General features: G+C 52.9%; 20 protein-coding genes. 10 read left to right on the plus strand and 10 right to left on the minus strand.

Annotation, left to right across the window (positions count from 1 at the left end):
- The first annotated feature begins 227 nt into the window (after window positions 1-227).
- Window positions 228-1,685: an HlyC/CorC family transporter gene (locus HQL52_10325; GenBank protein MBF0369842.1), complete on the plus strand. Its 1,458-nt coding sequence runs from the start codon at window positions 228-230 to the stop codon at window positions 1,683-1,685.
- Between the two features lie 156 nt (window positions 1,686-1,841).
- Here HQL52_10325 and HQL52_10330 read toward each other — a convergent pair whose 3' ends face one another.
- Window positions 1,842-3,212, minus strand: coding sequence for a diguanylate cyclase (locus HQL52_10330; protein ID MBF0369843.1), 1,371 nt, complete (start codon window positions 3,210-3,212; stop codon window positions 1,842-1,844).
- A gap of 561 nt (window positions 3,213-3,773) precedes the next feature.
- On the opposite strand from HQL52_10330, the gene HQL52_10335 reads away from it, so the two are divergent.
- Window positions 3,774-6,005 (plus strand): NADP-dependent isocitrate dehydrogenase, encoded by a 2,232-nt coding sequence (locus HQL52_10335; protein MBF0369844.1) that lies wholly within the window; start codon window positions 3,774-3,776, stop codon window positions 6,003-6,005.
- A 345-nt stretch (window positions 6,006-6,350) separates the two neighbouring features.
- On the opposite strand, the gene glnA is transcribed toward HQL52_10335, so the two are convergent.
- Window positions 6,351-7,772, minus strand: a complete 1,422-nt coding sequence (gene glnA, locus HQL52_10340) for a type I glutamate--ammonia ligase (protein MBF0369845.1) — start codon at window positions 7,770-7,772, stop codon at window positions 6,351-6,353.
- Window positions 7,773-8,330: 558 nt separating this feature from the next.
- Between glnA and HQL52_10345 the strand changes: the two genes are divergently transcribed.
- The 4 genes from HQL52_10345 (at window position 8,331) to HQL52_10360 (ending at window position 14,135) form a co-directional block, all read left to right on the plus strand.
- Entirely contained in the window at window positions 8,331-9,410 is a 1,080-nt protein-coding gene (locus HQL52_10345; protein ID MBF0369846.1) for an ABC transporter ATP-binding protein, read from the plus strand.
- Window positions 9,407-10,174, plus strand: coding sequence for an ABC transporter permease subunit (locus tag HQL52_10350; GenBank protein MBF0369847.1), 768 nt, complete (start codon window positions 9,407-9,409; stop codon window positions 10,172-10,174). The genes HQL52_10345 and HQL52_10350 overlap by 4 nt, the downstream gene beginning before the upstream one ends.
- A 53-nt stretch (window positions 10,175-10,227) precedes the next feature.
- Window positions 10,228-11,613, plus strand: a complete 1,386-nt coding sequence (locus tag HQL52_10355) for a GldG family protein (GenBank protein MBF0369848.1) — start codon at window positions 10,228-10,230, stop codon at window positions 11,611-11,613.
- Between the two features lie 1,520 nt (window positions 11,614-13,133).
- A complete protein-coding gene (locus tag HQL52_10360) occupies window positions 13,134-14,135 on the plus strand; it encodes a hypothetical protein (protein MBF0369849.1) in 1,002 nt (333 codons plus the stop codon).
- 133 nt (window positions 14,136-14,268) lie between these two features.
- Here HQL52_10360 and HQL52_10365 read toward each other — a convergent pair whose 3' ends face one another.
- Window positions 14,269-14,667 (minus strand): hypothetical protein, encoded by a 399-nt coding sequence (locus HQL52_10365; protein MBF0369850.1) that lies wholly within the window; start codon window positions 14,665-14,667, stop codon window positions 14,269-14,271.
- A 470-nt stretch (window positions 14,668-15,137) separates the two neighbouring features.
- Between HQL52_10365 and HQL52_10370 the strand changes: the two genes are divergently transcribed.
- Entirely contained in the window at window positions 15,138-15,575 is a 438-nt protein-coding gene (locus HQL52_10370) for a dCMP deaminase family protein (GenBank protein MBF0369851.1), read from the plus strand.
- Between the two features lie 257 nt (window positions 15,576-15,832).
- On the opposite strand, the gene HQL52_10375 is transcribed toward HQL52_10370, so the two are convergent.
- Both HQL52_10375 and ppk2 read right to left on the minus strand, forming a co-directional pair.
- The gene (locus HQL52_10375; protein ID MBF0369852.1) at window positions 15,833-16,534 is read right to left on the minus strand and encodes a cytidylate kinase-like family protein; all 702 of its coding nucleotides are present in this window, start codon (window positions 16,532-16,534) and stop codon (window positions 15,833-15,835) included.
- A 686-nt stretch (window positions 16,535-17,220) separates the two neighbouring features.
- The gene (ppk2, locus tag HQL52_10380; GenBank protein MBF0369853.1) at window positions 17,221-18,066 is read right to left on the minus strand and encodes a polyphosphate kinase 2; all 846 of its coding nucleotides are present in this window, start codon (window positions 18,064-18,066) and stop codon (window positions 17,221-17,223) included.
- A 500-nt stretch (window positions 18,067-18,566) separates the two neighbouring features.
- On the opposite strand from ppk2, the gene HQL52_10385 reads away from it, so the two are divergent.
- Complete coding sequence (locus tag HQL52_10385) at window positions 18,567-19,499, plus strand: CHAD domain-containing protein (protein ID MBF0369854.1); 933 nt, start codon at window positions 18,567-18,569, stop codon at window positions 19,497-19,499.
- A 65-nt stretch (window positions 19,500-19,564) separates the two neighbouring features.
- Window positions 19,565-19,801 (plus strand): hypothetical protein, encoded by a 237-nt coding sequence (locus HQL52_10390; GenBank protein MBF0369855.1) that lies wholly within the window; start codon window positions 19,565-19,567, stop codon window positions 19,799-19,801.
- 123 nt (window positions 19,802-19,924) lie between these two features.
- Here the strand turns inward: HQL52_10390 and HQL52_10395 are convergent, their stop codons facing one another.
- Window positions 19,925-20,389, minus strand: coding sequence for a polymer-forming cytoskeletal protein (locus HQL52_10395; GenBank protein ID MBF0369856.1), 465 nt, complete (start codon window positions 20,387-20,389; stop codon window positions 19,925-19,927).
- Complete coding sequence (locus HQL52_10400) at window positions 20,311-21,354, minus strand: M23 family metallopeptidase (GenBank protein ID MBF0369857.1); 1,044 nt, start codon at window positions 21,352-21,354, stop codon at window positions 20,311-20,313. Before HQL52_10400 ends, HQL52_10395 begins: the two co-directional genes overlap by 79 nt.
- A 406-nt stretch (window positions 21,355-21,760) precedes the next feature.
- Here HQL52_10400 and HQL52_10405 point away from each other — a divergent pair, with 406 nt between their 5' ends.
- A complete protein-coding gene (locus HQL52_10405) occupies window positions 21,761-23,914 on the plus strand; it encodes a molybdopterin-dependent oxidoreductase (protein MBF0369858.1) in 2,154 nt (717 codons plus the stop codon).
- Window positions 23,915-24,148: 234 nt separating this feature from the next.
- On the opposite strand, the gene HQL52_10410 is transcribed toward HQL52_10405, so the two are convergent.
- From HQL52_10410 to HQL52_10420, 3 genes are all read right to left on the minus strand, one after another.
- Window positions 24,149-24,541 carry a VanZ family protein gene (locus HQL52_10410; GenBank protein ID MBF0369859.1) on the minus strand — a complete coding sequence of 131 codons (393 nt, stop codon included), beginning with the start codon at window positions 24,539-24,541 and terminating at the stop codon, window positions 24,149-24,151.
- 160 nt (window positions 24,542-24,701) lie between these two features.
- Entirely contained in the window at window positions 24,702-25,241 is a 540-nt protein-coding gene (locus tag HQL52_10415; protein MBF0369860.1) for a hypothetical protein, read from the minus strand.
- 45 nt (window positions 25,242-25,286) lie between these two features.
- On the minus strand, window positions 25,287-26,426 hold a 1,140-nt coding region (locus HQL52_10420; GenBank protein ID MBF0369861.1), incomplete at its 5' end, for an SUMF1/EgtB/PvdO family nonheme iron enzyme.

Raw genomic sequence — 26,426 nt, forward strand, 5'->3', positions numbered from 1 at the left:
AAAAACGGGATCGCCATCAAAAGCCGACAAAGAGTGGTAATGCTCTTTTTTTTTGTTTAAATTTTGTCTGATATTCCATCGACTTTCATAAACCCATTCTATGCATGGATCAGTCAAATTCGTGACAACATGAAAAGACTCTGATACAGTCTGCTTTTTTCCAGATGGGTTTGTCCCATCATGAACCCGTCTGAACTTTACTCCCATACAGGAGGAATACACAGGAAATGGACGCAGTTATCTTTATGAAGTTGGTCGCCATCTTGTTGCTCGTTGTGGGCAACGCTTTTTTTGTAGGTTCAGAGGTGGCCATTACTGCGGCACGACGCAGCCGGATCAAACAGCTGGCCGATATGGGAGACAAGCGTGCAGCCGTCGTCAAGCTCCTCCATGACGAGCCGACCCGGTTTTATGCGGTCACCCAAATCGGTATCACCCTGGTCTCCATGGCCTTGGGTTACATCGGTATGGATGCCTTCAAGGTACTCATGTCCCCCTGGTTTGAAAGCTTTTTTGGCCTGTTCATGGGGGCGGAAGCCGCCATACACTGGGGTAGTATCTCCGGTTTGACCATGGGCTTCATCATCATTTCCTTCCTCCATGTCGTCGGTGGTGAGCTGGCCCCCAAAGTGTTGGCCTATCACAAGTCCGAACAGATGAGCTGCGCTTTGGGCTGGATGATCAACGGTCTCTACATCGCCTGGACTCCCATCATCTGGGTGATGAACCACGCCTCCAACTGGCTGCTGATCGCCGTTGGCCATGGAGATATCGTCAAGACCGGTGAAGGGGGAGGTCACGGTCACGACTCCTCTACCATGTCGGCGGAAGAGTTGAGCATGGTGGTCAACGCCAGCAGCTCTTCCGGTGCCATTCCCCAGGATCAGGGCCGGATGTTGATCGGGGTGTTCGATCTGGAAGAAGAGATTGTGGAAGAAGCGATGGTGCCCAAACCGGATGTGGAAGGCATTCCCCACACCGCCACCATCTCTGACACCTTGGACTTTTTCTCCAGGAGCAAACATCACTGCTATCCTGTCTTCGAGGGTGACAAGATCATAGGCTCGGTGCTCACCAAGCGCCTGCTCTTTTTTATGGAAAAAAACAAAGCTGATCTGAACGCCTTTATCAGCCGTCCCATTACAGAAATCATGCGCAGCGATCCGTTTATCTTTCCCACTGGAACCAAACTGAGCCAAGCCTGGAAGGATTTTCGGGACAATCGGCGGCAGTTGGGTATCGTGGTGGATGAATATGGCTCCGCAGTGGGCATCCTGACCCCCGCCGACATCATCTCCCGCCTGACCGGTGAGTTCCCCCACGACGAATTTTCACCCAGGAGCGAAAAGGTCCATAAGCTCGAAGGCAGTCAGTGGGAGCTGGCCGGTTCAGCCCGTCTGGCCGATCTGGAACAACTCTTGAACTTCCCCTTCCCGAAAAAGACCGGTCACGTCACCATCGGTGGTCTGGTTTTCAACAAGTTGGGTCGGGTACCGGAAACGGGAGATGTGGTACAGCTGGAAAATGGCCGCATTCAAATTCTCGAAATCAAGGAGCTGAGAATTATCAAGGTGCTCTTCCAGATCATGAAGCTGGATAGTAGCGGCAATTGGGTGCTGGATGAAACAGACAGCCCAGAAGCCCCCCCGTTGGAAGAAAAAAGCACTGAGATAGAACCTGTCTGAGGTTGGACTCAGAACCTAAAGAAGGATAAGGCCCTTCATTTCCTGAGAGGGTCTGCCTGAACAAAAAAGCCCTCCCAATCCTGTTTTCAAGGGGTTGGGAGGGCTTTTTTTTAGATGATTTCAACAGAACGGGGGGAAGGGGAGATTCAGGAGCGGTCAGGCTTTTTCTCCCTCAATCGGCACCTCTTCCACTTCCGCACCCTCTTCGGAGACATCCGGCTGGAAAAACCAGTAGGCGTTGCGACCAGAGCGTTTGGCGATATACATGGCGTGGTCGGCATTGCGCAGCAGCACATCCCGATCCTGGGAGTCGTCCGGGAAAAAGGTGATGCCGATGGAGCCTGAAATATGGGCCTCCTGCCCTGCCAGATCAAAGGGGGTAGCCAGAGCTATGAGAATTTTTTTGGCAATACTCTTGGTGTTTTCATAATCCCCGATATCAAACAGAATCACGGTAAATTCATCCCCACCCAGACGCGCCACCGTATCACTCTTGCGCACACAGTCGGACATGCGTTGGGCCACCTGAACCAACAGTTCATCCCCCGCTGCGTGGCCCAAATTGTCGTTGACCCATTTGAAACGATCCAGATCGATAAAGAGCAGGGCGACCATATTCTCCTGGCGGGAGGCCAGTGAGAGGGATTGGTCCAGTAACTTGATGAAATAGTTGCGATTCGGTACTCCGGTCAGGGCATCAAAGTGGGCTTGATAGTGAATCTGCTCTTCGGCCTTTTTGCGGTCGGTAACGTCTCGCATGACCGCCACGAAATGGTCTGATCCAGTGATTTTCCAAGTGCCGATGGAAAACTCTATGGGAAACTCGCAACCATCTTTCCTGATCCCGTGCAGTTCGACATTTTGCCCCGACAGTTTGGACTCCCCGGAAGTGCACATTTGGTGGAAGCCCATCTGGTGCTCCGAGCGAAAACGATCCGGCATGAGGATCGTCAGGGGTTGGCCCAGGATCTCCTCTTCCGAATAACCGAATATTTTTTCCGCCCCCCGGTTCCAAAAATGAATGCTGCCGGAGGAGTCGGCCCCCACAATCGCCTCACTGATGGATTGGGTCACCTGCCGAAAGCGCATTTCACTCTCAGCCAGGGCTTGGTGGGCGGCCAGGTTGTCCAGTTGATGAAAATAGCGGGAGCCGTGGGATCTCAAGCGGGAGAGCATCTCCACCTTGTCGGGGAGCTTGATCAGATAGTCGTCAGCCCCTTCCTTGAAGGCGTTGGCCTTCAGCTCTGACTCCTCCTGGGAGGAGAGCATGATGATGGGGGTATATCGATAACGTTCCAACCCCCGAAACCGCTTCAACAGGGTCAAGCCATCGATTTCCGGCATAACGAAATCAAGAAGAATGACCGTCGGGTCCATTTCATCCGCAACGGCAATGGCTTTTGCAGGATCGGTACAGGGGGTCAATTGAAGATCGGATGCTTCGGAAAACATGATCTTCAGCAGATGGCCGATGATCGCCTGATCATCCACCAACAAGATGTGGATCTTCCGGGAAGCTGTTTCCAACGCCTTAATCCTGTTCAGGATAAATAGCCATAAAATCGATTGGAATTCGAATCGTCCATTCGATCCCCCCCAAGGTCCATAGGGTCCATTAAAGCCAAATTGACCGCCATTTACCAGGATGTCCGTCACTCAATCGATCATCGAAGTCATTCCAGGTGAGATCGGCAAAAAATCACCGTTGGGAATGCAGAGTGCTCAGGGGAAAGAATAGTCGCCTTTGGCAGTGCCTCGATGAATCGATAGGGATCACGAAGAAAAAAAAGCGACACAAAAAAATATAAATTCCGTGTATGCGTATATACATAATCACAAATGGGAAACCAACCTGTAAAATCAAAATTTCCCCGGAATTCAGAGAGGTTTATCCCCCACGATCAAGTATATCCCAACCAGCCATATCTGACTGATAATCACTCCATTTTGCATGACTATCAAGATGTTGCATCTGTCGACCCTTGCCTTTTCGGTCAGATTCAGTCAAATTCTCACGCCTGCTGGGTGATATAGAGGATCACCAGAATGAATCTTCTGAAACCGCACCTTGGAATGGAGCTAAAAAAAATGTCAGAACAGCCGGATATCATTTACACGAAGGTCGATGAAGCCCCCGAGTTGGCTAGTGGATCGTTTCTGCCCATGATTCAAGCCTTTACCAAAGTGGCCGGAATCACTGTCGGCACCAAAGACATCTCCCTGGCCGGTCGCATCATCGCCACCTTTCCCGAAAAATTGACCGATGCCCAACGCCAATCCGATGATCTGGCTGAACTGGGCAGGCTCGTCAAAACACCCGACGCCAACGTCATCAAACTCCCCAATATTTCCGCTTCGATTCCCCAGCTCATTGACGCCATCAAAGAGCTGCAGAGTCAGGGCTATGATCTCCCGGACTATCCCGAATCACCCCAAAACGATGCCGAGCGTGATGCAAAGTCGCGTTACGACAAGATCAAGGGTAGTGCTGTTAACCCGGTACTCCGGGAAGGCAACTCCGACCGCAGGCCCCCCCCAGCAGTAAAAGAGTATGCCAAAAAAAATCCCCATTCCATGGGTGCCTGGGCGCCAACTTCCAAAACCCACGTCTCTTCCATGAGTGAAGGGGACTTCTGCCGTAGCGAAGCCTCCACCACCATCGCTGATACCGATGCTGGAGACGCCCGGATCGAGTTTGTCGACGGCAGTGGTGCTGTCACCGTGCTGAAAGAAAAAGCAGACCTGCAAGCCAATGCCGTGGTGGATGCCACCCGCATGAGCCGCAACGCTCTGCGTAGCTTTCTCCAAAAGGAGATCGACGATGCCAAGGCCCAGGGGGTTCTCTTCTCCCTGCACATGAAGGCTACCATGATGAAGGTCTCCGACCCCATCATCTTTGGCCACTGTGTCTCGGTCTTTTTCAAGGATGTCTACGAAAAGCACGCCGACACCTTTGCCAGTCTGGGTATTGATCCCAACAACGGCGTAGGCGATGTGGCGACCAAAATCGGTTCCCTGTCAGCGGATAAACAGGCTGAAATCAACGCCGATCTCGCCGCCTGCATGGAAAAGCAGCCTGACCTCTACATGGTCAACTCCGACAAGGGCATCACCAACCTCCACGTCCCCAGTGACGTCATCATCGATGCTTCCATGCCGGTGGTGATCCGGGGCGGTGGTAAAGGTTGGGGACCTGACGGCAATCCAGCCGATACCAAGTGCGTCATTCCCGACTCCAGCTATTCCGGGGTTTATGAGGCCACAATCAATTTTTGCAAAAAGAACGGCGCTTTCAATCCTTCCACCATGGGCTCCATTCCCAACGTCGGTCTCATGGCCCAGAAGGCTGAAGAGTACGGTTCCCATCCCACCACCTTCGAAGCCCCCGGCAACGGTAAAATCCGCATCATTTCCGCTGGTGGCAACACCGTCCACGAGCATGACGTGGAAGAGGGGGATATCTGGCGGATGTGTCAGGCCAAGGATGCCCCCATTCAAGACTGGGTCAAATTGGCGGTTAATCGCTCCCGCAACTCCGGCGCACCTGCCGTTTTCTGGCTCAACAAAGCGCGCGCTCACGATGCCGAACTGATCAAAAAGGTCGAAGTCTATCTCAAGGATCACGACACTTCCGGTCTCGATATCCGGATCCTCTCTCCAGTGGAAGCGACCCAGTTTTCTTTGGAGCGGATGGCCAAGGGGCAGGACACCATCTCGGTAACCGGTAACGTGCTGCGGGATTATCTCACCGATCTTTTCCCGATCCTGGAACTGGGCACCAGCGCCAAGATGCTCTCCATCGTGCCCCTTATGCAGGGTGGTGGCCTCTTCGAAACCGGCGCCGGTGGTTCGGCCCCCAAGCATGTGCAGCAGTTCATGGAAGAAGGTCACCTGCGTTGGGACTCCCTGGGTGAGTTTGCCGCTCTCGCGGTCTCCCTGGAGCACCTGAGCCAGGTTAAAAACAATCCCACTGCGGCGATTCTCGGCAAGGCGCTGGACAAGGCCACCGAAAAATTCCTGGATAACCGCAAATCCCCAAGCCGTAAAGTCAATGAGCTGGACAACCGGGGCAGCCACTTCTATCTCGCCACCTATTGGGCCGAAGCGTTGGCCAATCAGGATGACGATGCCAATCTCAAAAGCCACTTTGCTCCCATCGCTGAACAGATGATCAGCAATGAAGAGAAAATCATGGCAGAGATCAATGGCACCCAAGGCCAAGCCATGGATGTCGGTGGTTATTTCCATCCTGATCCCGCCAAAGTGGCTGTGGCCATGCGTCCCAGCCAAACTCTGAACAGCATCATCGACCAAATCTGAACAAGGAATTGATCGGGTTATTCACACCGATCCTTCCAGTAAAAAAAAAGCGAGCCCGGGAGAAATCCCAGGCTCGCTTTTTTTATGGTGGGTTTGGAAAGTGCTTGGCAGGGAAGTGCACTCAATGGTGGTTCCCATTGAATCTTCGGTTTTGAATGAAGTTCAAACGCTGGCCTTAAGCTCATCGTTTGAACCAGAATGCGTATTATTTAAACATGGGTCATTGGGTAGAGAAATCATCCCCAGCACAAAAAAAAGCCCCACCGTTAACCAGTGAGGCTTTTTTATTGATGCTATCGTCATTCCGGGGATTCTGCCGAGTGAATCTCCCGGAATGACAGGTCGTCAGACCGAATAGTAGAGAGCAAACTCCATGGGATGGGGGGTGTGCTCAACTGCGTAAACCTCTCCCATCTTCAGTTCAATCCAGGCGTCGATCAGGTCATCACTGAAGACATCACCCTTCTTAAGAAAATCACGATCAGCACTCATGGCTTCCAGAGCTTCTCTCAGGGAGCCACACACGGAAGGAATGTCTTTCAGCTCTTCCGGGGGCAGGTCGTAAAGATTTTTGTCTATGGGGCTGCCCGGATCGATTTTGTTTTCGATACCGTCGATACCGGCCATCAAAATGGCGGAAAAGGCCAGATAGGGGTTGGCGGTGGGATCCGGAAAACGGATTTCACAGCGCTTGGCCTTGGGGTTGGAAGCCGTCGGGATGCGGATGGAGGCGGAGCGGTTGCGGGCGGAGTGGGCCAAAAGTACAGGGGCCTCGAATCCGGGAATCAGCCGCTTGTAGGAGTTGGTGGAAGGATTGGTGAAGGCGTTCAGGGCCTTGGCGTGTTTTTTAATGCCACCGATAAAGTGCAGGGCCATCTCGGAGAGGTCGGCATATTGATTGCCACTGAAGAGAGGCTTGCCATCCTTCCAGATGGACATGTGCACATGCATGCCGGAGCCATTGTCACCACCGAGAGGCTTGGGCATGAAGGTAGCGGTCTTGCCGCTGTTGTGGGCCACGTTATGCACCACATATTTAAACTTTTGGATATTGTCTGCCATGCTCAGCAGATCGCCAAACTTCATGTCGATCTCGTTTTGCCCAGCAGTGGCCACTTCGTGGTGATGAAACTCGATGGTGATCCCCATATCCATCATGATCTGGCTCATCTCGGAGCGCATATCCTGGAAGGAGTCCACCGGAGGAACCGGGAAATAGCCACCCTTGATAGCCGGACGATGGGCGTGGTTGAACCCGTTATAATCGGAGTCGGAATTCCAAATCCCTTCCTCGGAATCGATCTCATAGCTTATCTTGTTCATGGCGGTGGAATATTTCACTGAATCAAACACGAAAAATTCCGCTTCCGGTCCCACAAAGGCGGTGTCGCCGATACCGGAATATTGCAGATAGGCAGCGGCGCGGCGGGCGACGGCCCGGGGATCCCGGCTGTAGCCTTCGCTGGTGAAGGGGTCTACCACGTCGCAGATGAAGATCAGGGTGGTGGCTTCAGAAAAAGGATCCAGAATGGCGCTGGCAGGATCGGGCTTGAACACCATGTCCGACTGATCGATTTCGCACCAACCTTCGATGGAGGAGCCATCAAACCCGAAACCGGTTTCGAACACATCCTCGTTCATCATGGTGGCGGGGGCAGAGATGTGCTGCCATTTGCCGTGAAAATCGGTGAAGCGAAAATCGACAAATTTGACGTCATGGGTCTCGATCAAGGCCATTGCGTGGCGGGCTGCGTCCAATTCTGACATATCGGATCCTTTCCTTATATTACTGGTTGCTTTTCGAGTCTGGAGAGTACGGTTCGGCGGTTGCGGGTTTTGACTGCTGTTGGCAACTTGGCCGAAACCCCTCATAAAGGGTGGGTGTTCGGAGAATCTTCTCCAATCATCCCATGGAATGCCTTGAAAGTCACCGGCAGTTGCATTCCAATACCCCTCAGTGACCCGGCTTTGGGCACGTATATGGGGATCTCCTGATGTTCGCCCTATTATCGCAACCCCTATGCCAACTCTGAAAAGCATTCCAACACATTGAAAACAGTCAATAAAAAAACATACTGCCTGTTTATTAAGCAGGTCAGGGATGGTTAAACTTTGTGCACACCCACTCTTTTTGGTCATTTTTTAACCTTTCATGATTAAAAAATGTGCAATTCAATCTAAACCCGGGTTCATTTTCAGCTTTTCTTGGAGATCCCTCTTCACACACACCCTTGCCTGCCTTTTTTTGTGGCAAAAACAGGGACCATCATCCGAAATAAGAGATTAAAAAGTGAAAAATCACCTCAACACCCTGGAGCCGTCCTGATGGAAGCCATGATTGAGCTTGCCCAGGTGAGCCGTCGTTTTGGGCCTATCCTGGCTCTGGACGAAGTCGATATTACGGTCAATCGGGGGGAGGTGATGGGTTTTCTGGGGCCCAATGGCGCAGGCAAAACCACGGCCATGCGCATTCTATCGGGCTTGTTGGCCCCCACTTCCGGAAAGGTGCGGGTGGCAGGGGTGGATGTACTGACCCATCCGGAAGAGGCCCGCTCCCACATTGGCTTTCTGCCGGAGACCCCACCCCTCTATCCGGAAATGACGGTACGGGAATATCTCGCCTATCTTGCGGCTTTACGGGGTGTGGCACGATCCCGGTTGAAACAGGCGGTGGAGCAGGCCCTGGAGCGATGCGGCCTCACCCAGGTAGCCCATCGGCTGCTGGCCAATCTTTCCAAGGGGTATCAGCAGCGAGCAGGCATTGCCCAAGCCATTGTCCACACCCCCCCGGTCGTCATTCTCGATGAACCCACCGTGGGGCTCGACCCCATTCAAATTCGGGAAATTCGCCAACTCATTCGGGAACTTAAAGACAACCATTCAGTGCTCCTTTCCACCCACATTTTACCGGAAGTGCGCATGACTTGCAGTCGAGTCGCACTGATTCATCAGGGAAAAATCGTGGCGAACGACACCTTGGCAGGACTGGAAAGTCGGGCAGCCCAAGCGGGAGAATCGATTCTGAAACTCAGCTTGAACCATCCTCCCACAGCCGAACAACTCCTCGCCATCCCCGGGGTTGCCCGGGTTGAAGAACGGAAAGGGGAGTGGTGGCTCACCCAACAACCAAACCAGGACCCAATCCCACAACTCCTGGCCCGGGCTGTGGCCGAAGGCTGGGATCTCCGCCAGATGACCCCGGCAAGCCACTCATTGGAAGATATATTTGTGCAACTCACCACTCAGGAGGAGATCAGGGAGCCCCCCGGCACGATTAATCATGAAGGGGACAGCAACGCCACCCCCCAAACCGCTTCCCCGGATCATCTCCAGGCCCTATCCCCAGCCCACCTCCAAACCCGGCCAATCCAGCCTGCCAAATCCGGCCAGGAGAGCCCATCATGAGAGCCATCCGGATCATCGCCTTTCAAGAGTGGCGAAGCCTGTTCCTCACCCCTCTGGCCTGGAGCCTCCTGGGGATGCTTTTTATGATTACGGGTTACATGTTTGGGGCTTCAGTGCTCGACTATCAAAAGCGGTTGATGCGGTATGAATCGTTTGGGGTGGTAGAAGATCTCTCCCTCACCGACTGGACGGTGGTACCGACTCTGGGCAATGGGGCGGTCCTGCTGCTCTTGATCATTCCCCTGCTCACCATGCGACTTTTTGCTGAGGAAAAACGCCGGGGAAGCTGGCCTGCCCTGGCCTCCTCCCCCCTGACCCCCATGACCATTATTCTGGGTAAATATCTGGGTTTGCTGCTTTTTCTGCTGGTGGCGGTAGGGATGCTGGCCATTCCACCCTTGACCTTGCTCTTTTTTGGCCATCCCGATATCGGACAAATTTTGGCTGGGCTTTTAGGAGTATTTCTGGTTGGAGCGGCTTTTGGAGCGGTGGGGTTGGGGGCATCGAGCGCCACCGATAATCCCATTGTGGCGGCGGTGGCCGGTTTCGGAGTGCTGCTCCTGCTATGGCTTCTTTCCTGGATGGGCGGGGTGGGGGAGTCCGCCCTGTTTCAGGTTTTGGCCTACCTCTCCCCCATGAACCACTACCCCCATTTTTTAAGCGGGGTGATCCGTAGCGGGGATCTCGCCTATTTTTTCCTCTTGTCAGCTACCGGGCTGCTCTTTGCCCGGCAGCGCCTCGTCGCCGCCCGACTGGAAGGATGAGGAAAAATGGCTTGCCTGAATATCGGTGTTCGCCCCATAAAAGTGGCCCCCCCATGGAAATGAACCCAAAAAACCGCCTTAACCTACAGCTGCAAAACGGGCTGTTTGGCCTCCTGGTAGTGTCCATCTTTGGCGTGCTGGCCTACGCTTCCCAACGTTACCAAATACGTTGGGACTGGACGGCAGGGGCACGCCATACCCTGGCTGAACAATCCATTCGGGCGGTCCAAAGCTTTCCGGATGGACTCACAGCGACTGCTTTTGCCCAAAGCCAAGGGGAGCAAAAACCGTTGATCCAGGAACTCCTGGAAAAATATCGCGCCATCAATCCCAACTTGACAATTCGCCACGTGGATCCCGATCTCAATCCAGCAGCTGCCAGGCAGGAGCAGATCGCCATGTATGGCACCATCGTTTTAACCGCCCAGGAACGAACGGAAAAAATCACTGAACTCGATGAACAAGCCATCACCAACGCCCTGATTCGCCTCGCCAAGGGACGGGAAAAGACCATCCGCTTCATCACCGGCCACGGAGAACATCCCATCCTCACCGATCAGGGCGGGCTACCCTCTGGCTTGGAGGGAAACGGCTATGAAACAGTCCAACATTTACTCAAAGGGGAGGGGTATGGCGTAGCCACTATTCAGCCAGCCCAAGTTGAAAATATTCCCGATCAGACCGCTCTGCTGGTACTGGCAGGCCCCCGCAAGCCCTTGCTACCCATTGAGGTCGAACGCCTTACCGATTGGTGGTACAACCATGACGGACGACTGCTGATCTTGAGTGACCCACAGACCACCACCGGCCTGGAAGAGATGCTCCTGGGGTTGGGTGTGGGTTTTCAAACGGGAACCCTCATCGATCCCGTCGCCCGCACTCTGGTGGGTGGTCCTACCAATCCCCTGGTGACCGGATTTTCTCCAAACCACAGCATCACCCGAAACCTCAACATGGCTGCGGTTTTTCCCGATGCCAAAGGGGTTGAAATATTGGCCCTTTCTGACGAATCCAGCGACCCCTCAAACCGAATCAAGCGGACAGCCCTCTTTTCCGGGGCCGATGAGGGATGGCTGGAAAAAGGTTCTCTTGATTCGGGGCAAGTGGAATTTGATTCCCAATCCGACCTTGCAGGCCCTATCACCCTGGGGGTTGCCGTGGAAAGTCGGGAAAGTCGCTTGGTGGTGGTGGGGGATTCCGATTTTGCTGCGGATACCTCGGTGGAATTTTCCGGCAACAGCGATCTTTTCCTCAACATGATCCGCTGGTTGGCTGAAGATGAACATTTTATCGCCATCAAACCCAAAAAAATTCACGATTCCGGCCTCGCTCTGCAACGGGGTGAGGGCCTTTTTCTCTTTATCGGCATGGTGATCGGCATCCCCCTCCTGCTTTTGGCCATGGGGCTCACCATCTGGATTCGCCGCAAGCAGCGTTGATTCGCGGAGAGCTATCCACGCTTTTTTATTTACAAAATATTTACAAATTAGTCCTGCCTGTTAACAACAACTGCATTTGATTTTAACATTGGTCGTGTAGAGTCTTTCCCAGGTTCAATCAGAAAAGTCCCCAGGGCGCTTGACCAGATCTTTTTGATGCAAGAGGGAGGCTTTCCCGGGTTGGTCCAAACACCCCACTTTCCCAAGACACAATCTGGCAGGAGTGGGGAGAAAAGCGGGAAGAGAGGATCTTTTATCAAATTATTTACAAATTAATCCTACCTGTTAACAACAACTGCATTTCATTTTAACATTAATCGTGTAGAGTCTTTTCCAGGTTCCATCAGAAAAGTGCCAGGACATTTTATCCGGACCATTCAGATGGAAGATAGGGGAGTTTACGGAGTTGGCCAAAAACCTCACTCCCCAGCCCACACCTGGAGAGAGTGATGAGAGAACAAAGAACAGCATGTTTTTTTATTTTGATCAGTTATTTTAAAAACAGCCACCACAAACAAAAAACAAATCATTGAAAGAAACCAATCAAAAAACAAATCACTACAAAAAAGCCAATTAAAGAGGCCGAGGTTATTATGGGATCTTCACGATATTGGGAGAGGGGTGAAGATCCACATTAAGTTATTAGAAGGTCAAGTTATTAGCGGATCCTCGCGATATTAGGGGAGGGGCGGTGGTCCATTTAACTATTTCGGATCCTCGCGGAATTCTTGAGAGGAGTGGGGATCCATTTTCAACCAGGATTGACCTCTCGTTTCAAGCCTCCGTGGCACTTTAGGGAGAGGGGCGGAGACTTTACTCAATCAATTAAGGCAGCTCTGTTATTTCGAATCCTTGCGATATTTCCGAGAGGGGCAAGGGTTCATTTAATCATTAAGGCAGCTCTGTTATTTCGGATCCTTGCGATATTTCCGAGAGGGGCAAGGGTCCATTTAATCATTAAGGCAGCTCTGTTATTTTGGGTCCTTGCGACATTTCTGAGAGGGGTAAGGGTCCATTTAATCATTAAGGCAGCTCCGTTATTTCGGATCCTTGCGATATTTTCGAGAGGGGTAAGGGTCCATTTTAAACCATATAAGACGACCCTGTTGCAAGAATCCAATTAAAGATCATTCAGTTATTAACGGGACTCTGCGGTATAAAGGAGAGGGGTGGAGGCCCATTTATACAACCACCTGATATCCACGTTTTGGTCATGACCGGTTCGGTTGACGGTTTTGTTTTTGATGACTGGGCCCCACTGTCTCAGGTTCAGACGATCCCCATCACCCCCGTCAAGACTCTGCCCTTTCCAGACACACAGCTTTACCCCCCCCAACAAACACCCCTCGCCCGCAACCATTCACCCTTCAGACAAAATTCCATCCTCCAGCACCATACTCCCTGATCCAGCAGGAAAAAAATCACTCCACATTAATGGCATCAACCCGTTTTTGGCTTGACTCCCCATGAAGATCTTTTATTTTGATATCAATGCTTTTTAACGGATGGGGAGATCTTTGATGAAAAAATGGTTTTTTATCTTGCTGGCGCTGCTTCTGACTGGCTGTGGATCCACACAGCAGAAATTTCGACTACAAATTCTCAATGAACTCCCCGTAGAAACCGTCATAAAGGCCCTGGACAATCCCCCAAGCGATCAAGTTGCCCAGGATATTGCCACCATATCAGTGGATACGGCCTTGGTGCTCTACCAGGAACGCATGGTGGATACCACCACCAACGAGGGTTCTTCCTTTCGGGAGGAAATTCTCAACAAAACCATCACCAACGCCATTTCCAACCAGCTGCAACATCACGGTTTTGCACCAGAGGGTTCCAAAGAGGGAACGACCCTGCGAGTGATCGTTGAAGATGTCCTCGTCACCAACCTGAACAATGTGTTCTATGACTATACCGCCGTCCACATCCGTGGCCGGGTTGCCCGCCTGACAGGTCACACTATTCTGGTCGAAGAAAACCACGACGTTCACATCAAGTTTGAAGGAAGCCCCTCCCAGTTTGCAGGCTACAGTCACTCCCCAGCCAAGGACACAGGCATTTCTGCAGATGAAAAGGCCGCCTACGAAGCCATCTATCTGGCCGCCCGTTATTTCATCTATGTCTTTCTGGAAACCCAGCAGGATGACAAAAGGGCCCAATTGGAAGGCTCAAACGACAACCCCGAGGAACTCCTGATGGCCCAGCAGGCTGTTGCCACCCAGGCCCAGCAGGAATTTGCCCAGGAAACCCAGGAAAAAGTCATCTCCACTGCAATAGCTACCAAAACTCGCAAGCAGTCTCAATTGGCAGCCAAGGCCCGTCAACGCCTGGAAGCGACACCCGATAGTTCAGATCAGGAAATATTGGTAGAGAGTCGGGAGATGATCGTGAAAAGTCAAAAGGTGGTGGAGTCAGCCATTACAACTCAAAAAGAGGAACCCGCCCTCACGTCAGCCGAATCATCCAAGGGTCTTTCCAACACCGAAGAACGCATTTTGGGTTGGCCTCTTACCCGCCGCTAGCTTCTTTGCTGCACTCAGCCCTGATTGTCTCCTGCATCCGGTTTAGCTTGCGGGTTATCCGGCTCAACGCTCAGCTCAAGACTCCCAGCCATTTTTTTCGCCGTGGAGCACACGCCCACCAGCCGGATCCAGGCTAATCGGCCACGATTTCATAGTTGTGAATTTCCATCAGCCCCTCAGGTTCCTCCAAATGGTCCAAGGTATTCACAACAAACCAATTGTCAGCCACATCACACGCCTCTCCCTGTCCCAGGGAAGCGGTACAAGCCAGCTTCAAAAACGGAAAAAAGAGAGCATCCAATATATTGGTTTTCCGAACCCCGGCCATCTGCCTGAAAAAATGGATTTCACCCTCCTGAACGCTCACCTCCTGAAACTGAAACAGGCCGTGACTTGAAAGCTGACATTTGACGGTGTGGCGTCCGGGATCTGCAACCAAACGCAGAGCGTGACCGTTTTTTAACTGTCCCACCCTTTCGCCATCAAAAAAAAGCTCTGCCGTCATCTTCTGGTCGGTCATATCCAGAAACATGAAATAAAAAAGTCCCTTATCCGGCACAGCTTCAATATGATCCACAGAGAGAGGCGATGGGGTTGGCTGTTGACTCCAAGGCCAGGTACAACCTTGAAAAAACAATAAAAACAACACCATGAAAGACACAAACCCTAAATTATCCTGACTTAAGGCCTGCTTCCGCCCCCACCGAAATAATGCCAACTTCTTGCCCTTCAAGGAGATTCTCCCCGCAACACAACCATTCAAAATCGCCGATAACTGACTCTCTCTATCGGATGATCGCCTGGAGATTGGCAAATATCAAGTTTGGGATGGGGCAATCCAGCGTGGCATCCAACCCAAAAAAGAAAAAAGGAATGTGGTGGATATCGACTATTTCAATGATTACAATAAGATCGACAGGAAACGCAAAGAAGCTCCTGTCAGATGGATGCAAAGGGCTTTTTTTTAAAATGAATGCGTGGTCTGGGGTGGGGAGTTGAAAAATGCGGCCTGATTGGGATCAACACTGGATGGAAGCGGCACAACTTGCAGCTCAGATGAGTACTTGTGCATCTGGACGCAAGGTAGGTGCGGTTTTTGTCCGGGACAAGCGGCTTCTTGCAACCGGTTTTAACGGCGTGCCCAGTGGCTATCCCCACCCAACCACGTGTGCCCGGCGGGAAGCAGGGGTGCCCAGTGGCCAGGGTTTGGACTTGTGCGTCTGTGCCCATGCCGAGGCCAACGGTGTGGCCAATGCAGCCCGATATGGCATGTCACTGGAAGGGGCAACGGTCTATGTCACTTGCCAGCCCTGCGCCGCCTGCATGGGTATGCTGGCCAATGTGGGTGTCAATAAAGTGATTTTCGGCGGTACCTATCCCGATGAACGCTCCCAGGGGATCGCCGACCATGCTGGCATTAAACTCAGCTCCCTGGAGTGATGGGGAGGTTTTTTTTGATGAAAAGGTCTAGCCGGGTTGGGGATACAGAGCCGCGGATCAACTGAATCTTCAGGTGAGTCCAGGCGATTGGGGAGTGCCGCCTGATAGCTGAGTTCTCTGTGAAAAACCTAAAATGGGGTGGGGCAGAAAAAGATAAAGTAGGGCAGGGATAAAAAAAAGAGGGGCCTGCCAACAAGGGCGGAGGGAAAGGATACACCCCTCCCACTCCGCCACCTGTCAGCACGATCCAGGTCAGGTCAGGAAATATTGAAACCCATCTCCTTCATGGCACTTGCGATAATCGCCACGGCCTGCTCATTGGTCAACCGATCCGTACTGAGGACCATGTCGAATTCACTGTCCAAGCTTACCGTCGGGTAGCGCTTGCGGATTCTCTTGACGAACTTGGCCCGCTCCGCATCGACCTTTTCGATAAACTGAGCCGCCTTGCTCTTCTTAAGCTCCTTGCGTTTGGCTACCCGTTTGATGCAAGCCTTGCTGGACCCTTCGATCCGCACTCTGAAAACCGGACTCTTTTGGGGGATCAGCAGGTGGGCGCCACGACCGACGATGACGCCGCCGCTGGGGCAAATATTCAGAATCACCTTGACCATATAGCGGTAAAAATTGTCCTTGGTGGTGCTTTTCTTGGCAAAAAAGGCGAGAACCAAGTCATCGACAATGGAAGGAACCCGCTCATCCAGACGCTCCATCAGGTGCTTATCGGCTTTGGTTTCCTTGACGATGGCCTTCAGCAGATCACGATCATAGAGATGCACACCCAGTCGCTCAGCCAGTAGTTCGGAGATCTCAGCGCCTCCTGCCCCACAGCCTCTGGAGAGGGTCACCAGTGGCGGTGCAGGGGGGGAGGGGGGTGCTTCTTCGCCGTCCTTCGCCTCTTGTTGATAAAGCGCTACATTGACCAGGGTTTGGATGATTTCCAGTGAATTCTTTGTCATTCTTGAAGACTCCTTGAATATCCCGGGGCAGCCCCCGGAAACGTCAGCTTATAACCGTTGGTTCAAACCCACCTGATAGGGATCCGATCATCCGGGCATCTCCTTCCCGGAAAAAAGATGCAGAAAATTCCCCACCTGAACAGGGTGTGACTGCCACAGCCATGTTGCGGGAAAGATGTAGTGATCGATGCACGTTTCCATCTCTGCCAAGTGCATAAAAAATGCCAGCACTGCGTCTCCGGACAACATCCGGCTGAGAGGGTTTGTTTCACCCGCCGGAATCATACCCCACATCGTTCTTTCCTACCACCTTCATGAAACGTTTTTCCATTGGGAAAGGGCTAAGATCGAAAGAGCGTTGAAAAATCGATATCCCGGTTGGTGGCACCAGGGAAGGGGAAGCTCTGTATCAGAGCAGTGATAGGCTCGATCAAACGGATGTATTGCTGGAAATCAGGAAAACGGGACCGATAGATGACACGAAATGGTCGTAGCCAACCAGCTTTCAAAAATTGATTGACCGCCAGATCTGACCGGGAGTGGTTATCTCCCCCCCCAGGACTGACCATGATCCGAAAGATCCAACCACTGCCCCCCCTCTATGCCTGACTGCAAAAAGACGAAAGGGGCTGCCAGCCATCAGCCAGCAACCCCTTTTCGACATTGATGCTACGGCAAGGCAAAAATCAGTCGATGCCGATCTCTTCTTGAACAGTACGCACGATGTTCTTGTCGTAGGTCAGACCGGTTTTCGGTTTACCCTTGTAATTCATCTTGCTCAAGAAATATTTGATGCTGTTGATCCGAGCCTGCTTTTTGCAGTCGGATTTGATGATGGTCCAAGGGCACTCGGCGGTGGAGGAGTAGAAAAAGGTGTCTTCCTTGGCCTTGGTGTAGTCTTCCCACTTGTCTTGGGATTCCTTGTCCACCGGGCTCAGTTTCCACTGCTTGAGGGGATCCTGTGAGCGTTTGTTGAAGCGGCGCAGCTGCTCTGACTTGGAGACGGAAAAATAAAACTTGAAGAGGATGATTCCGGAAGCCACCAGCATCCGCTCGAATTCGGGCACGGAGCGGAGATATTCACGGACCTCGTCCTTGGTGCAGAAACCCATCACCCGTTCCACGCCGGAGCGGTTATACCAGCTGCGGTCGAAGAAGCAGATCTCACCTTCGGAGGGGAGATGCTGGACGTAGCGTTGGAAGTACCACTGACCTCTTTCCTTATTGGTCGGTTTATCGAGGGCCACAACCCGGCAACCGCGGGGATTCATGTGCTCAATAAAACGCTTGATGGTACCACCCTTACCTGAGGCATCACGGCCTTCGAAGAGGGCCACAACCCGGAGACCTTTTTCCTTGACCGTGCTCTGCATTTTGAGAAGCTCAATATGCAGGGGGGTCATCATTTCCAGATATTCGGGTTCTTTCATCTTTTTGATTTTGGGTCCGGCTTTGCGCTTGGCTTGTTTGCTGCCGGCTCCGAGGACGATATCGGTCATCGTGATTTTCTCCTGTTCCTTCTTTTTGGCCATGACTAGTCTAATCCCTTTCCAAAGCAAAGCCTGTTAAGCTAACGTTTTTAATGAAGAAGGGAAGCTCCCCTCCATCCCAGCCCATGAAAGCTTGGAAGCGACTTTCACGGTAGTTTGGATCCTGTTTTGGCATCCCCACTTCAAGGTTTACCGCTAAAGAGTGTACACCCTTTGCAGATCCGGCCATGAGTTCCTTGGAGCTTCCAAAGGTTTCCCAGACTCTTTTCCCAGAGCCATGCTAAACGGGATGGAAGTCAAAACAGCATGTGACTATAATTGCCGATCCACATGAATGTCCAGTCCAATTTGACACCAAAGTGGATTTGCCAAGCCCGGGTTGGGGCGGAATGGATACGCCTTTTTGGCCTAATTTCCAATTAATTCAAGGTGAACCACCCAACCCTACCAAGCCACTTGTGCAGATTGAGTAGACATTTTCTCCTCAAAAAGAGTATGATAGCCGATCAGATTTCACCAAGTTTTAGGAGTCAATACCTTCAATGGCAGCTAAATCCAAAAGTAAACAGAGTGATATACATGCTACCCAAAGCACTGAAGAGGCCTTTGAATCCATTCTGCGGAAAAATTATGCGTATATGCTGGAATGGGAACCCATCGCCTACAAGGGTGAAGATATCGAAGGAGTCCACCAGGTCCGCGTAGCCTATCGTCGCATGCGCTCAGCCCTGGTGATCTATCGCAAGGCCATCCCCAGGACAGCCACCGACGCCATTGCCAACGAAATGCGTTGGGCTGCCGGTCAGATGGGCCCGGCTCGGGATCTGGACGTTTTCATTGATGAAGGCCTCCAGGCCATGTCCAGCCGGATCCCCCTGGCGAACGGCGAAAAGAAAATGCTCGAACTGGCCATAAAACACCAAAAAACGGCCTACACCCAAGTACGTCGGACCATCAGCTCCGCCCGCTACAAAAAATTCAAATCCAATTTCGAAACCTGGCTGGATGAAAAAGGGTGGCGAAATGAGGGAATTCCAGAGAAAAATCTGAGCCTTCTGGATAAAGGGGTCACCAAATATGCGGTCAAGGTACTCAACAAACGTTTCACCCAGGTTTTGACCGCAGGCGAAGCCATGGATAAGATGGGGGACGAGGAGCTGCACCAGCTGCGTATCGACTGCAAAAAGCTGCGCTATGCCACGGAATTTTTCACCCCCCTCTTCAACAAAGACGGTATGGCCAACTTTACCCTTCACCTCAAGGGATTACAGGGCTTGCTGGGTGTGATGAACGATGTCGCCGTACTCCCCGGCCTGTTGGAAATCCTGCTCAAGGATGAAGAGGATCCGGAAGTCATCCAATATGCCGGGTCCATCATCGGTTGGCGGGCACGTCAATATGAGGAGATTCGGGGCCAACTGGATGATCGTTGGAGCACTTTTGCCAACTCCTCCTTCCCCTGGTTGCGGAAATAAACGCCCAGATAAATCTCAACCCCCCTCGGGATATGGACATCCACTTTCGTGGGGAGCAGCAACGGTTGGAATCAATAGACCCGCTGCCAAAAATCAAAAAAAACGGAGCGCCCTTTTTTTCTGGCGCTCCGTTTTTTTTGGCGGTCAAATTTTCAAAAACCGGCTGGTTTGCTCAAACGGGTCAAGGAGCCCGCCCGGCACTCAATAAACTTCAGACGATTATTTCAAGCCAGGACAAAATTCCGATTCCAGGCTTGGTTTACTATCCGGCAGCGTCATTCCCGGCAAGAGTCCCGGGATAAATTCGGCTGTCACATTTGTCCCGTTTTCCGATGCCGTAGCGTGACTTGCTACCTTGTCTGAATGGAGGATGGCCACCGGCACCAAGCCAGGGCTGAATTTTGCATCTTCTCTTGGGTTTGGCCTCACTTTTCCTCCTTGGCCAATGCGGCATAGAATGCCTGCAATTCCGCCTCACCGGTTTCTTTTTCGGGCTGTTCCTGGGGTTGAGTCTGGGCAGAGTCCTGCGTCCCAGCTGGAGAGCGGGTTTGGCTTTCCCCTTCAAAAATACTTTTCGGATCCATCACCAGCTTGCGGGAATAGACCTGGCCAACCATCCGGCCACCGGCCAAAATTTCAATTTCATCGCAGTCGGCATTGCCGAACATATTGCCAGAGACGATCAGCTTGGAGGCATGCACCTCCCCTTCAACCCGCCCCTTGCGCCCGACGGAAACCAGGTTGGTAGAGTGAATGGGGCCCACCAGCTCCCCATCGATGTGTAGCCGACAATCGACGCGAACTTCTCCCGTCACTTTTGTGCCAGCTGCAATGATGGCGGTGTTTGATCGGTCAGCCTTCGATTGACCAGCTGCAGCAAAGAGGGCCATTTGATCCATTTCTCCTTATTAAAAACGACGTCATAGTTGTCCATACCCCACTCCATGAATGGAGCGGGATCCAGACGTCTGTGGTTGAAGCGTACCTCATAATGAAGATGGGGACCGCTGCTGAGACCGCTGTTGCCCGTGCGCCCCAGGATATCCCCCCGTCTGACAAATTCGCCGTTTTTGACGCTCACCTCCGCCAAATGGCCGAATGCGGTTTTGAAGCCGTAGTTATGGCGCACAAGGATGAGATTGCCGTAACCGCTTTTTTTGTGAAAACCCGCCCACTCCACCACCCCGTCTGCCGTGGCATGAATAGGGGTATTCATATCAGCGGCCAGATCCACGGCACGATGCCACTCCTTTTTTTTCAGAGTGGGATGAATGCGTTTGGCGTAGGGGCTGTTGATCCCCTCGAAGGGAACGGGGTAACCATTGGGAATGTTGTTGAGCAACATTTTTTTCTGGCTGAGAGTCAGTGAGGCCACATGTACCCGTTCCTGGAGGGTCTGATTGACCTGGGCAGCCAGGCCGATCTCCCCTTCCAGACTTTCCACCCGGGCACCGATCTCCTTGAGCGCCTTATCCTGATCACCAAACATTTGCCCCGCCATCAGGATCCGCTGGGAGAGGGTATTACCCTCAATCACCTCGACCCCGATCATCTCTTCAATCGCCATCACCTGCTGACTGATATCGTCAAACTCCCGCATTTTTTCATTAAACCGCCGAATCAGATGCTCATTTTCCCGCATCAGGGAGGTCAGCATATGGGGGGGTTGATCTGGTTGGATACTCTGCTGGGCTGGGAGCAAATCACCTTGATTGACCATCACGCCAATAGCCATCACAGCCCCACCGACCGCAGCGACCAGAGAGCCTTGCATCAGATATTTGACGGCTTTGTGAACTTGGTAATGTTTGGATCCGGTGACATCTGTAACGGAAATGGTCAGGTACTTACGCATGGATTTCGGTACTTTCCTATCGGAAAAAATGACCGGTTGATCGGTATATTCAGCCCCTTTTTGCCTGTCATTCCGGAGTGGGTGATCCCTGGCTCCAGAGTAGAGGGTGGTTAGCAATTCCCATGCCTGATCCCAGACCTGCTCAATCCACAAATAATTATCGTTCATTTACAGATAGAGACGATGAGGTTTTTCATTTTTTACCGACTGATTCTCCCCGAAAAACCCAACCATTGGGGTCTCAATCCTTTTCTGAAAGGGCCTGTCCCGATCACCAGTCCAAGGGAGGTATGGGCACTTTTCTGAGCATTTATGCGCCACATAGACTCCATCCAGCGGCTATTCCCAAACACATTCAAACCTGATTTGCCATCCATCCAGACAAACCGGTCTGCCCTGATGTGGATTGTCAATTTTCACCCGATTGCTTTATGCTGCCGCCTTGACGCTGTTCGATCCCCCCCAAAAAAGTCAGACCTATCCGCCCATGAATTCCTCTGACACACCTTCCGCCCCATCATTCAATCAGCACACCACCACCTGTCCCCTGGATTGCCCCGGGGCCTGCGCCCTGTTGGTGCGTGTGGAGGAAGGACGGCTGCTGGAGGTCAAGGGCAATCCGGACCATCCCTTCACCCAAGGGGCCATCTGCGGCAAAGTGACCCGCTTTCGGGAAATACAGGAAGGCCCCCGCATCGCCACCCCCCTGATCCGCACCGGCGCCAAAGGGTCCGGTCAATTTCGCCAGGCGGGGTGGGAGGAGGCTCTGGATCTGGTGGTAAAGCGGTTACGGGTGATTATCGACCAACACGGCTCCGAAGCGATCTTTCCCTACCACTATGGCGGCACTATGGGACTTGTGCAGGGTCGTGCCATGGAGCGTTTGACCCATGCAGCCTGCTTTTCCCGCATGAACCGCAACATCTGCTATGCCATCGGTTGGGCTGGGTGGCGCAGGGGTGTGGGGCTTGCGGTGGGACCAGCTCCCCAGGAAATGGCTGAGAGCGATCTGATCATCCTCTGGGGCATCAATGCCACGGCCACCCACATCACCCTGATGCATTGGGTCAAAAAAGCCCGCAAGAGGGGTGCGAAGCTTGTGGTGGTGGATCCCTATCGCAACCGCACTGCCCACCTGGCCGACCTGCACATCGCCCCCAAACCAGGGAGTGACGGGGCGTTGGCGGCGGCGATGATGAACGTCTTGCTGGCCGAAGGCTTGGCTGACCTCGATTATCTACAACGCAAGACTGACTTTAACGAAGAGCTAAAAGCCCACCTGGCTACCCGCACGCCAGAATGGGCTGCCCCCCTGACCGGGCTCTCTGAGAAGAGCATCCGTGCGTTTGCCAAACTGTATGGTCAAGCGCGTGCCCCCTTCATCCGCCTGGGGTTGGGGATGAGTCGGCAAAAAAATGGGGCGGTCAACACCCATGCGGTCTCCTGCCTCCCGGCCATCACCGGCGCCTGGCAGCGCAAGGGAGGTGGTGCGCTCTTTGCCACCGGAGACGCCTTTTCAATAAAGAGCGAGGCGGTCAATCAACAAAGCCTCATGGAAAAGCCCACCCGGGTGCTGGACATGAGTCGCCTGGGACAATATCTCACCGACCCAACCACAGCCATCAAAAGCCTGCTGGTCTTCAACGCCAACCCTGCCGGCTCCTGCCCGGATTTAACCCGGGTTCACAAGGGGCTCCTTCGGGAGGATCTCTTTACAGTGGTCCACGAACTGGTGATGAGCGATACCGCCCGCTTGGCTGATGTGGTGCTTCCCGCTACCTCCTTTTTGGAACACGCCGACCTTTATAAATCCTACGGTCAATATACCTTGCAATATGCCGAGCCGGTTTTGCCCCCTTTTGAACAGGCCCGCTGCAACCACGATGTGGTGAATGCATTGGCCAAAGGCCTGGGGCTTTCGGAAAGATCTCCTAGCTTCAGCCTGACGGATGAAGAGACGGTGGGGCAAGTATTGGCGGATTCCCAGCTCCCTCCAGCAGACAATTGGCATGGCTTAAGCTGGTTGGACTGTGCTCCCAGCTGGGAGGAGCGTCACTTCCTGAACGGCTTTCCCCAGCCGGATCGCCGTTTCCATTTTTTTCCGGGATGGCCGGATCAGAGCATGCCCCCCATGCCCGACCACTGGCCGGTCAACCGTCGAGATCTACCGGAAGCCAAGCGCTATCCTCTGGATTTCATGACTCCCCCCGCTTTGGATGTGCTCAACACCACCTTCACCTCAGCCCCCGAAGCCACCAGGCGTCGCGGTCCCCCAACGCTCTGGATCCACCCGGAAGATGCCGCAAGCCGGGGAATCGGGGAGGGGGATCCTGTTGCAGTGTTCAATGATCTGGCGCGTCTGAGCCTCACAGCCCATGTCACCACCGATGTCTCTCCCGGGCTCTGTCTGGCAGAGACCAATTTCAAAGCCGAAGAGTTTCCCGAAGGGATCTCCTTAAACGCCCTCTCTCATAGCGACCCGGTCGCCCCTGATACCGGACCCGCTTTTCACGATAATCGCGTGGAGGTGATAAAAATCGAGAAGGCAGGGGAGAGCTGAAGCCAAAATGGTCGCGATGAAAACCAAAAGGGCAGGGGAGAGATGAAGCCAAAATGGCCGTGATGAAAACCAAAAGGGCAGGGGAGAGCTGAAGCCAAAATGGTCGTGATGAAAAACAAAAGAGCAGGGGAGAGATGAAGCCAAAATGGTCGTGATGAAAACCAAAAGGGCAGGGGAGAGATGAAGCCAAGCCAGAGGAAGGGGGGAGGGCGATAATATCGGGGTTTTGGGAGCTCAGGAGTTGATTCGAGCAGCCCGAGAACGCCAATAACGCCAGACAAGAAGCACCAAAGCAGCCCCCAGGGCATCAGCCCCCCAATCCAAAAAATCGACCTCCCTGCCCGGCACAAAGGATTGATGCCATTCGTCACTCGCCCCATAGAGTGCGGCATAAAACCAAGCCCACAAGTCGACGGGTTTCACTTGCGGCCAGCATAAAAAGGCCATTCTTCCAAGCCCCGCCATCACCCCGTAGGCGATCCCGTGGACGAGCTTGTCCTGATGGGGAAAAAGATCCAACGTTATCATTCCGGGGCGATCTGAGAGGAGATAGATCAGACCCGAATAGACGATCAGAGCGAATGAGTAAAAAATCCGCTGGTTGGAATCATTCAGGTAAGGGAGCATGGCAGTCTCATACAGGTAAGGATGCGTTGGCCTCCATTCCGAAATCGTGAAAGATCTGTAATTTTAACCTGTTAGATCCATCCTTACCAGGAGGGCACTACCAGGTTCCGTAGCTGGGAAAGGTCAACCACACGATCCTTATATTTTGTATCGGCCAAGGTCAACAGCACGATTCCCCATCCTCCCCTGAGCAGCATCCATCAGCCAGAGCCATTTTGGGGTCGATTCCCTCCTTTATCAGCCACTCCCGAATCCCCTCCGTGCAACACACTCCCCGAGGATTGAAAATGCTGCACTGACATGGGCGGCCCTTGGCTTTTTCCCGGATCATGGCGGAAATATCTGTTATTCCGTATATGCGGAACTTATCAAGAACCTCCCCTTTTTTGATCTTAAAGCAGTAGCAGAGAGGGGTCTCCAGGTGTTCATCCTTTACCGTGACCCGATGGATCAACTGTGGGGTGGTAAAGGTGTGTCCGGTTGGAAATTCAAAATAGACTGTGGGGCAGTCGGGTTGTGGGCAAAAATAGTAGGCGCCGTTGGCATCAACCTCTTTGCGAAAGGGGGCTTTCAGGGTGTGTTGTGGAGTCTTTGGGGTGATGGCTTCCCCCAAATGATTACAAGTGGGGCAGGGCCGTTGTTCATCTCTGCTCTGGCTGCTACAGCCGCACCCTGAGGTTGTCTTTGGATTAGATTCCATGTCGTCAATCCGTGATTTTGGCAGCCTGCACCAACGGCGTGGTGTTCAGGGCTCTCTGACCAAGCGTAGCCCCACGGTATAGATGTTGTTGGTGGGGAGGTAGAATTGGCGATAGCGACAGCGCAGGCCATTGGCATTGCTGTTCCAGCCGCCCCCACGACGCACCCGGGTGGTGCCGCTCTCCTCATAGAGGGGATCTTCCGAGGCATGGCTGTCATAGGCGTGGCTGTCATAGAGATCCTGCACCCACTCCCAGGCGTTGCCCTGCATGTCATACAAGCCCCAGGCATTGGCAGTCAACCCGCCCACCGGCTGGATTTGACTGTTGGAGTTGGATGAATACCAACCATGATTGGCCAACTCTTCATCGTCATCTCCAAAGGGCCAAGTGGTAGTCGTTCCCGCCAGACAGGCATATTCCCACTCCGCCTCGGTGGGCAGTCGGTAGCTTCCCTCTCCCAGGTCGTTCATGGCGGTGATAAAATCCTGCACATCATTCCACGAGACTTCCTCTATGGGGCAGTCATCCCCGCAATTGGCGAAATAGGCCGGGTTGCTGCCCATCACCGATTGCCACTGCGCCTGGGTCACTTCGGTGGTCTGCATGAAAAAATCTTCAGTGATGGTGACCGTGTGGAGGGGGGATTCGTTGACATAACAGGCATAGCCCGATTCGCTGTCATCGTCTTCACACCCCATCTCAAAGGTGCCGCTGGCAATACGTACGAAGTCCATGTTGAGGGAGTTGGTATAGGTATCATCGCTTGATCCGCTACTGTCACCCTCAAGCTGAAAGGTTTGCACCAGAAAGAGCGCCATTTCAGCCCGGTTGATGGTCAGGCTAGGACAATAGTCCCCCTCTCCATCGCACTCCCGGCCTGGTTCGATGGTGTTGTCGGTGTAACCTTCCTCTGCCAGTTTTTCGATATAGGATGCCGCCCAATAGTCGCTGGCGATGTCACCAAATACCGAACCAGTGGCTGTGGGGGGGGCATAATCAACCCCATACTTGGCTCGAACCAGAAACACCGCCATCTCCGAGCGGGAGATCTCCCGGCTGGGGCAATAGGTGCTGTCGGTGCAGCCGCTGGTGATCCCCAGCTCTGAAAATTTTTCAATAAAATTTCCCGCCCAATAATCAGCAGAAACATCATCAAACACGGCACCGGTCGCGGTGGTGGGGTT

Source organism: Magnetococcales bacterium (assembly GCA_015232395.1).
GTDB lineage: Bacteria > Pseudomonadota > Magnetococcia > Magnetococcales > JADFZT01 > JADFZT01.

What these genes read in the sequence shown, in the direction of transcription:
- HQL52_10325 (MBF0369842.1), top strand. Translation starts at nt 228, where the DNA reads ATGGACGCAGTTATCTTTATGAAGTTGGTCGCCATCTTGTTGCTCGTT.
- HQL52_10335 (MBF0369844.1), top strand. Translation starts at nt 3,774, where the DNA reads ATGTCAGAACAGCCGGATATCATTTACACGAAGGTCGATGAAGCCCCC.
- glnA (MBF0369845.1), bottom strand. Translation starts at nt 7,772, where the DNA reads ATGTCAGAATTGGACGCAGCCCGCCACGCAATGGCCTTGATCGAGACC.
- HQL52_10345 (MBF0369846.1), top strand. Translation starts at nt 8,331, where the DNA reads ATGGAAGCCATGATTGAGCTTGCCCAGGTGAGCCGTCGTTTTGGGCCT.
- HQL52_10350 (MBF0369847.1), top strand. Translation starts at nt 9,407, where the DNA reads ATGAGAGCCATCCGGATCATCGCCTTTCAAGAGTGGCGAAGCCTGTTC.
- HQL52_10355 (MBF0369848.1), top strand. Translation starts at nt 10,228, where the DNA reads ATGGAAATGAACCCAAAAAACCGCCTTAACCTACAGCTGCAAAACGGG.
- HQL52_10360 (MBF0369849.1), top strand. Translation starts at nt 13,134, where the DNA reads ATGAAAAAATGGTTTTTTATCTTGCTGGCGCTGCTTCTGACTGGCTGT.
- HQL52_10365 (MBF0369850.1), bottom strand. Translation starts at nt 14,667, where the DNA reads ATGTTTCTGGATATGACCGACCAGAAGATGACGGCAGAGCTTTTTTTT.
- HQL52_10370 (MBF0369851.1), top strand. Translation starts at nt 15,138, where the DNA reads ATGCGGCCTGATTGGGATCAACACTGGATGGAAGCGGCACAACTTGCA.
- HQL52_10375 (MBF0369852.1), bottom strand. Translation starts at nt 16,534, where the DNA reads ATGACAAAGAATTCACTGGAAATCATCCAAACCCTGGTCAATGTAGCG.
- ppk2 (MBF0369853.1), bottom strand. Translation starts at nt 18,066, where the DNA reads ATGGCCAAAAAGAAGGAACAGGAGAAAATCACGATGACCGATATCGTC.
- HQL52_10385 (MBF0369854.1), top strand. Translation starts at nt 18,567, where the DNA reads ATGGCAGCTAAATCCAAAAGTAAACAGAGTGATATACATGCTACCCAA.
- HQL52_10395 (MBF0369856.1), bottom strand. Translation starts at nt 20,389, where the DNA reads ATGGCCCTCTTTGCTGCAGCTGGTCAATCGAAGGCTGACCGATCAAAC.
- HQL52_10400 (MBF0369857.1), bottom strand. Translation starts at nt 21,354, where the DNA reads ATGCGTAAGTACCTGACCATTTCCGTTACAGATGTCACCGGATCCAAA.
- HQL52_10410 (MBF0369859.1), bottom strand. Translation starts at nt 24,541, where the DNA reads ATGCTCCCTTACCTGAATGATTCCAACCAGCGGATTTTTTACTCATTC.
- HQL52_10415 (MBF0369860.1), bottom strand. Translation starts at nt 25,241, where the DNA reads ATGGAATCTAATCCAAAGACAACCTCAGGGTGCGGCTGTAGCAGCCAG.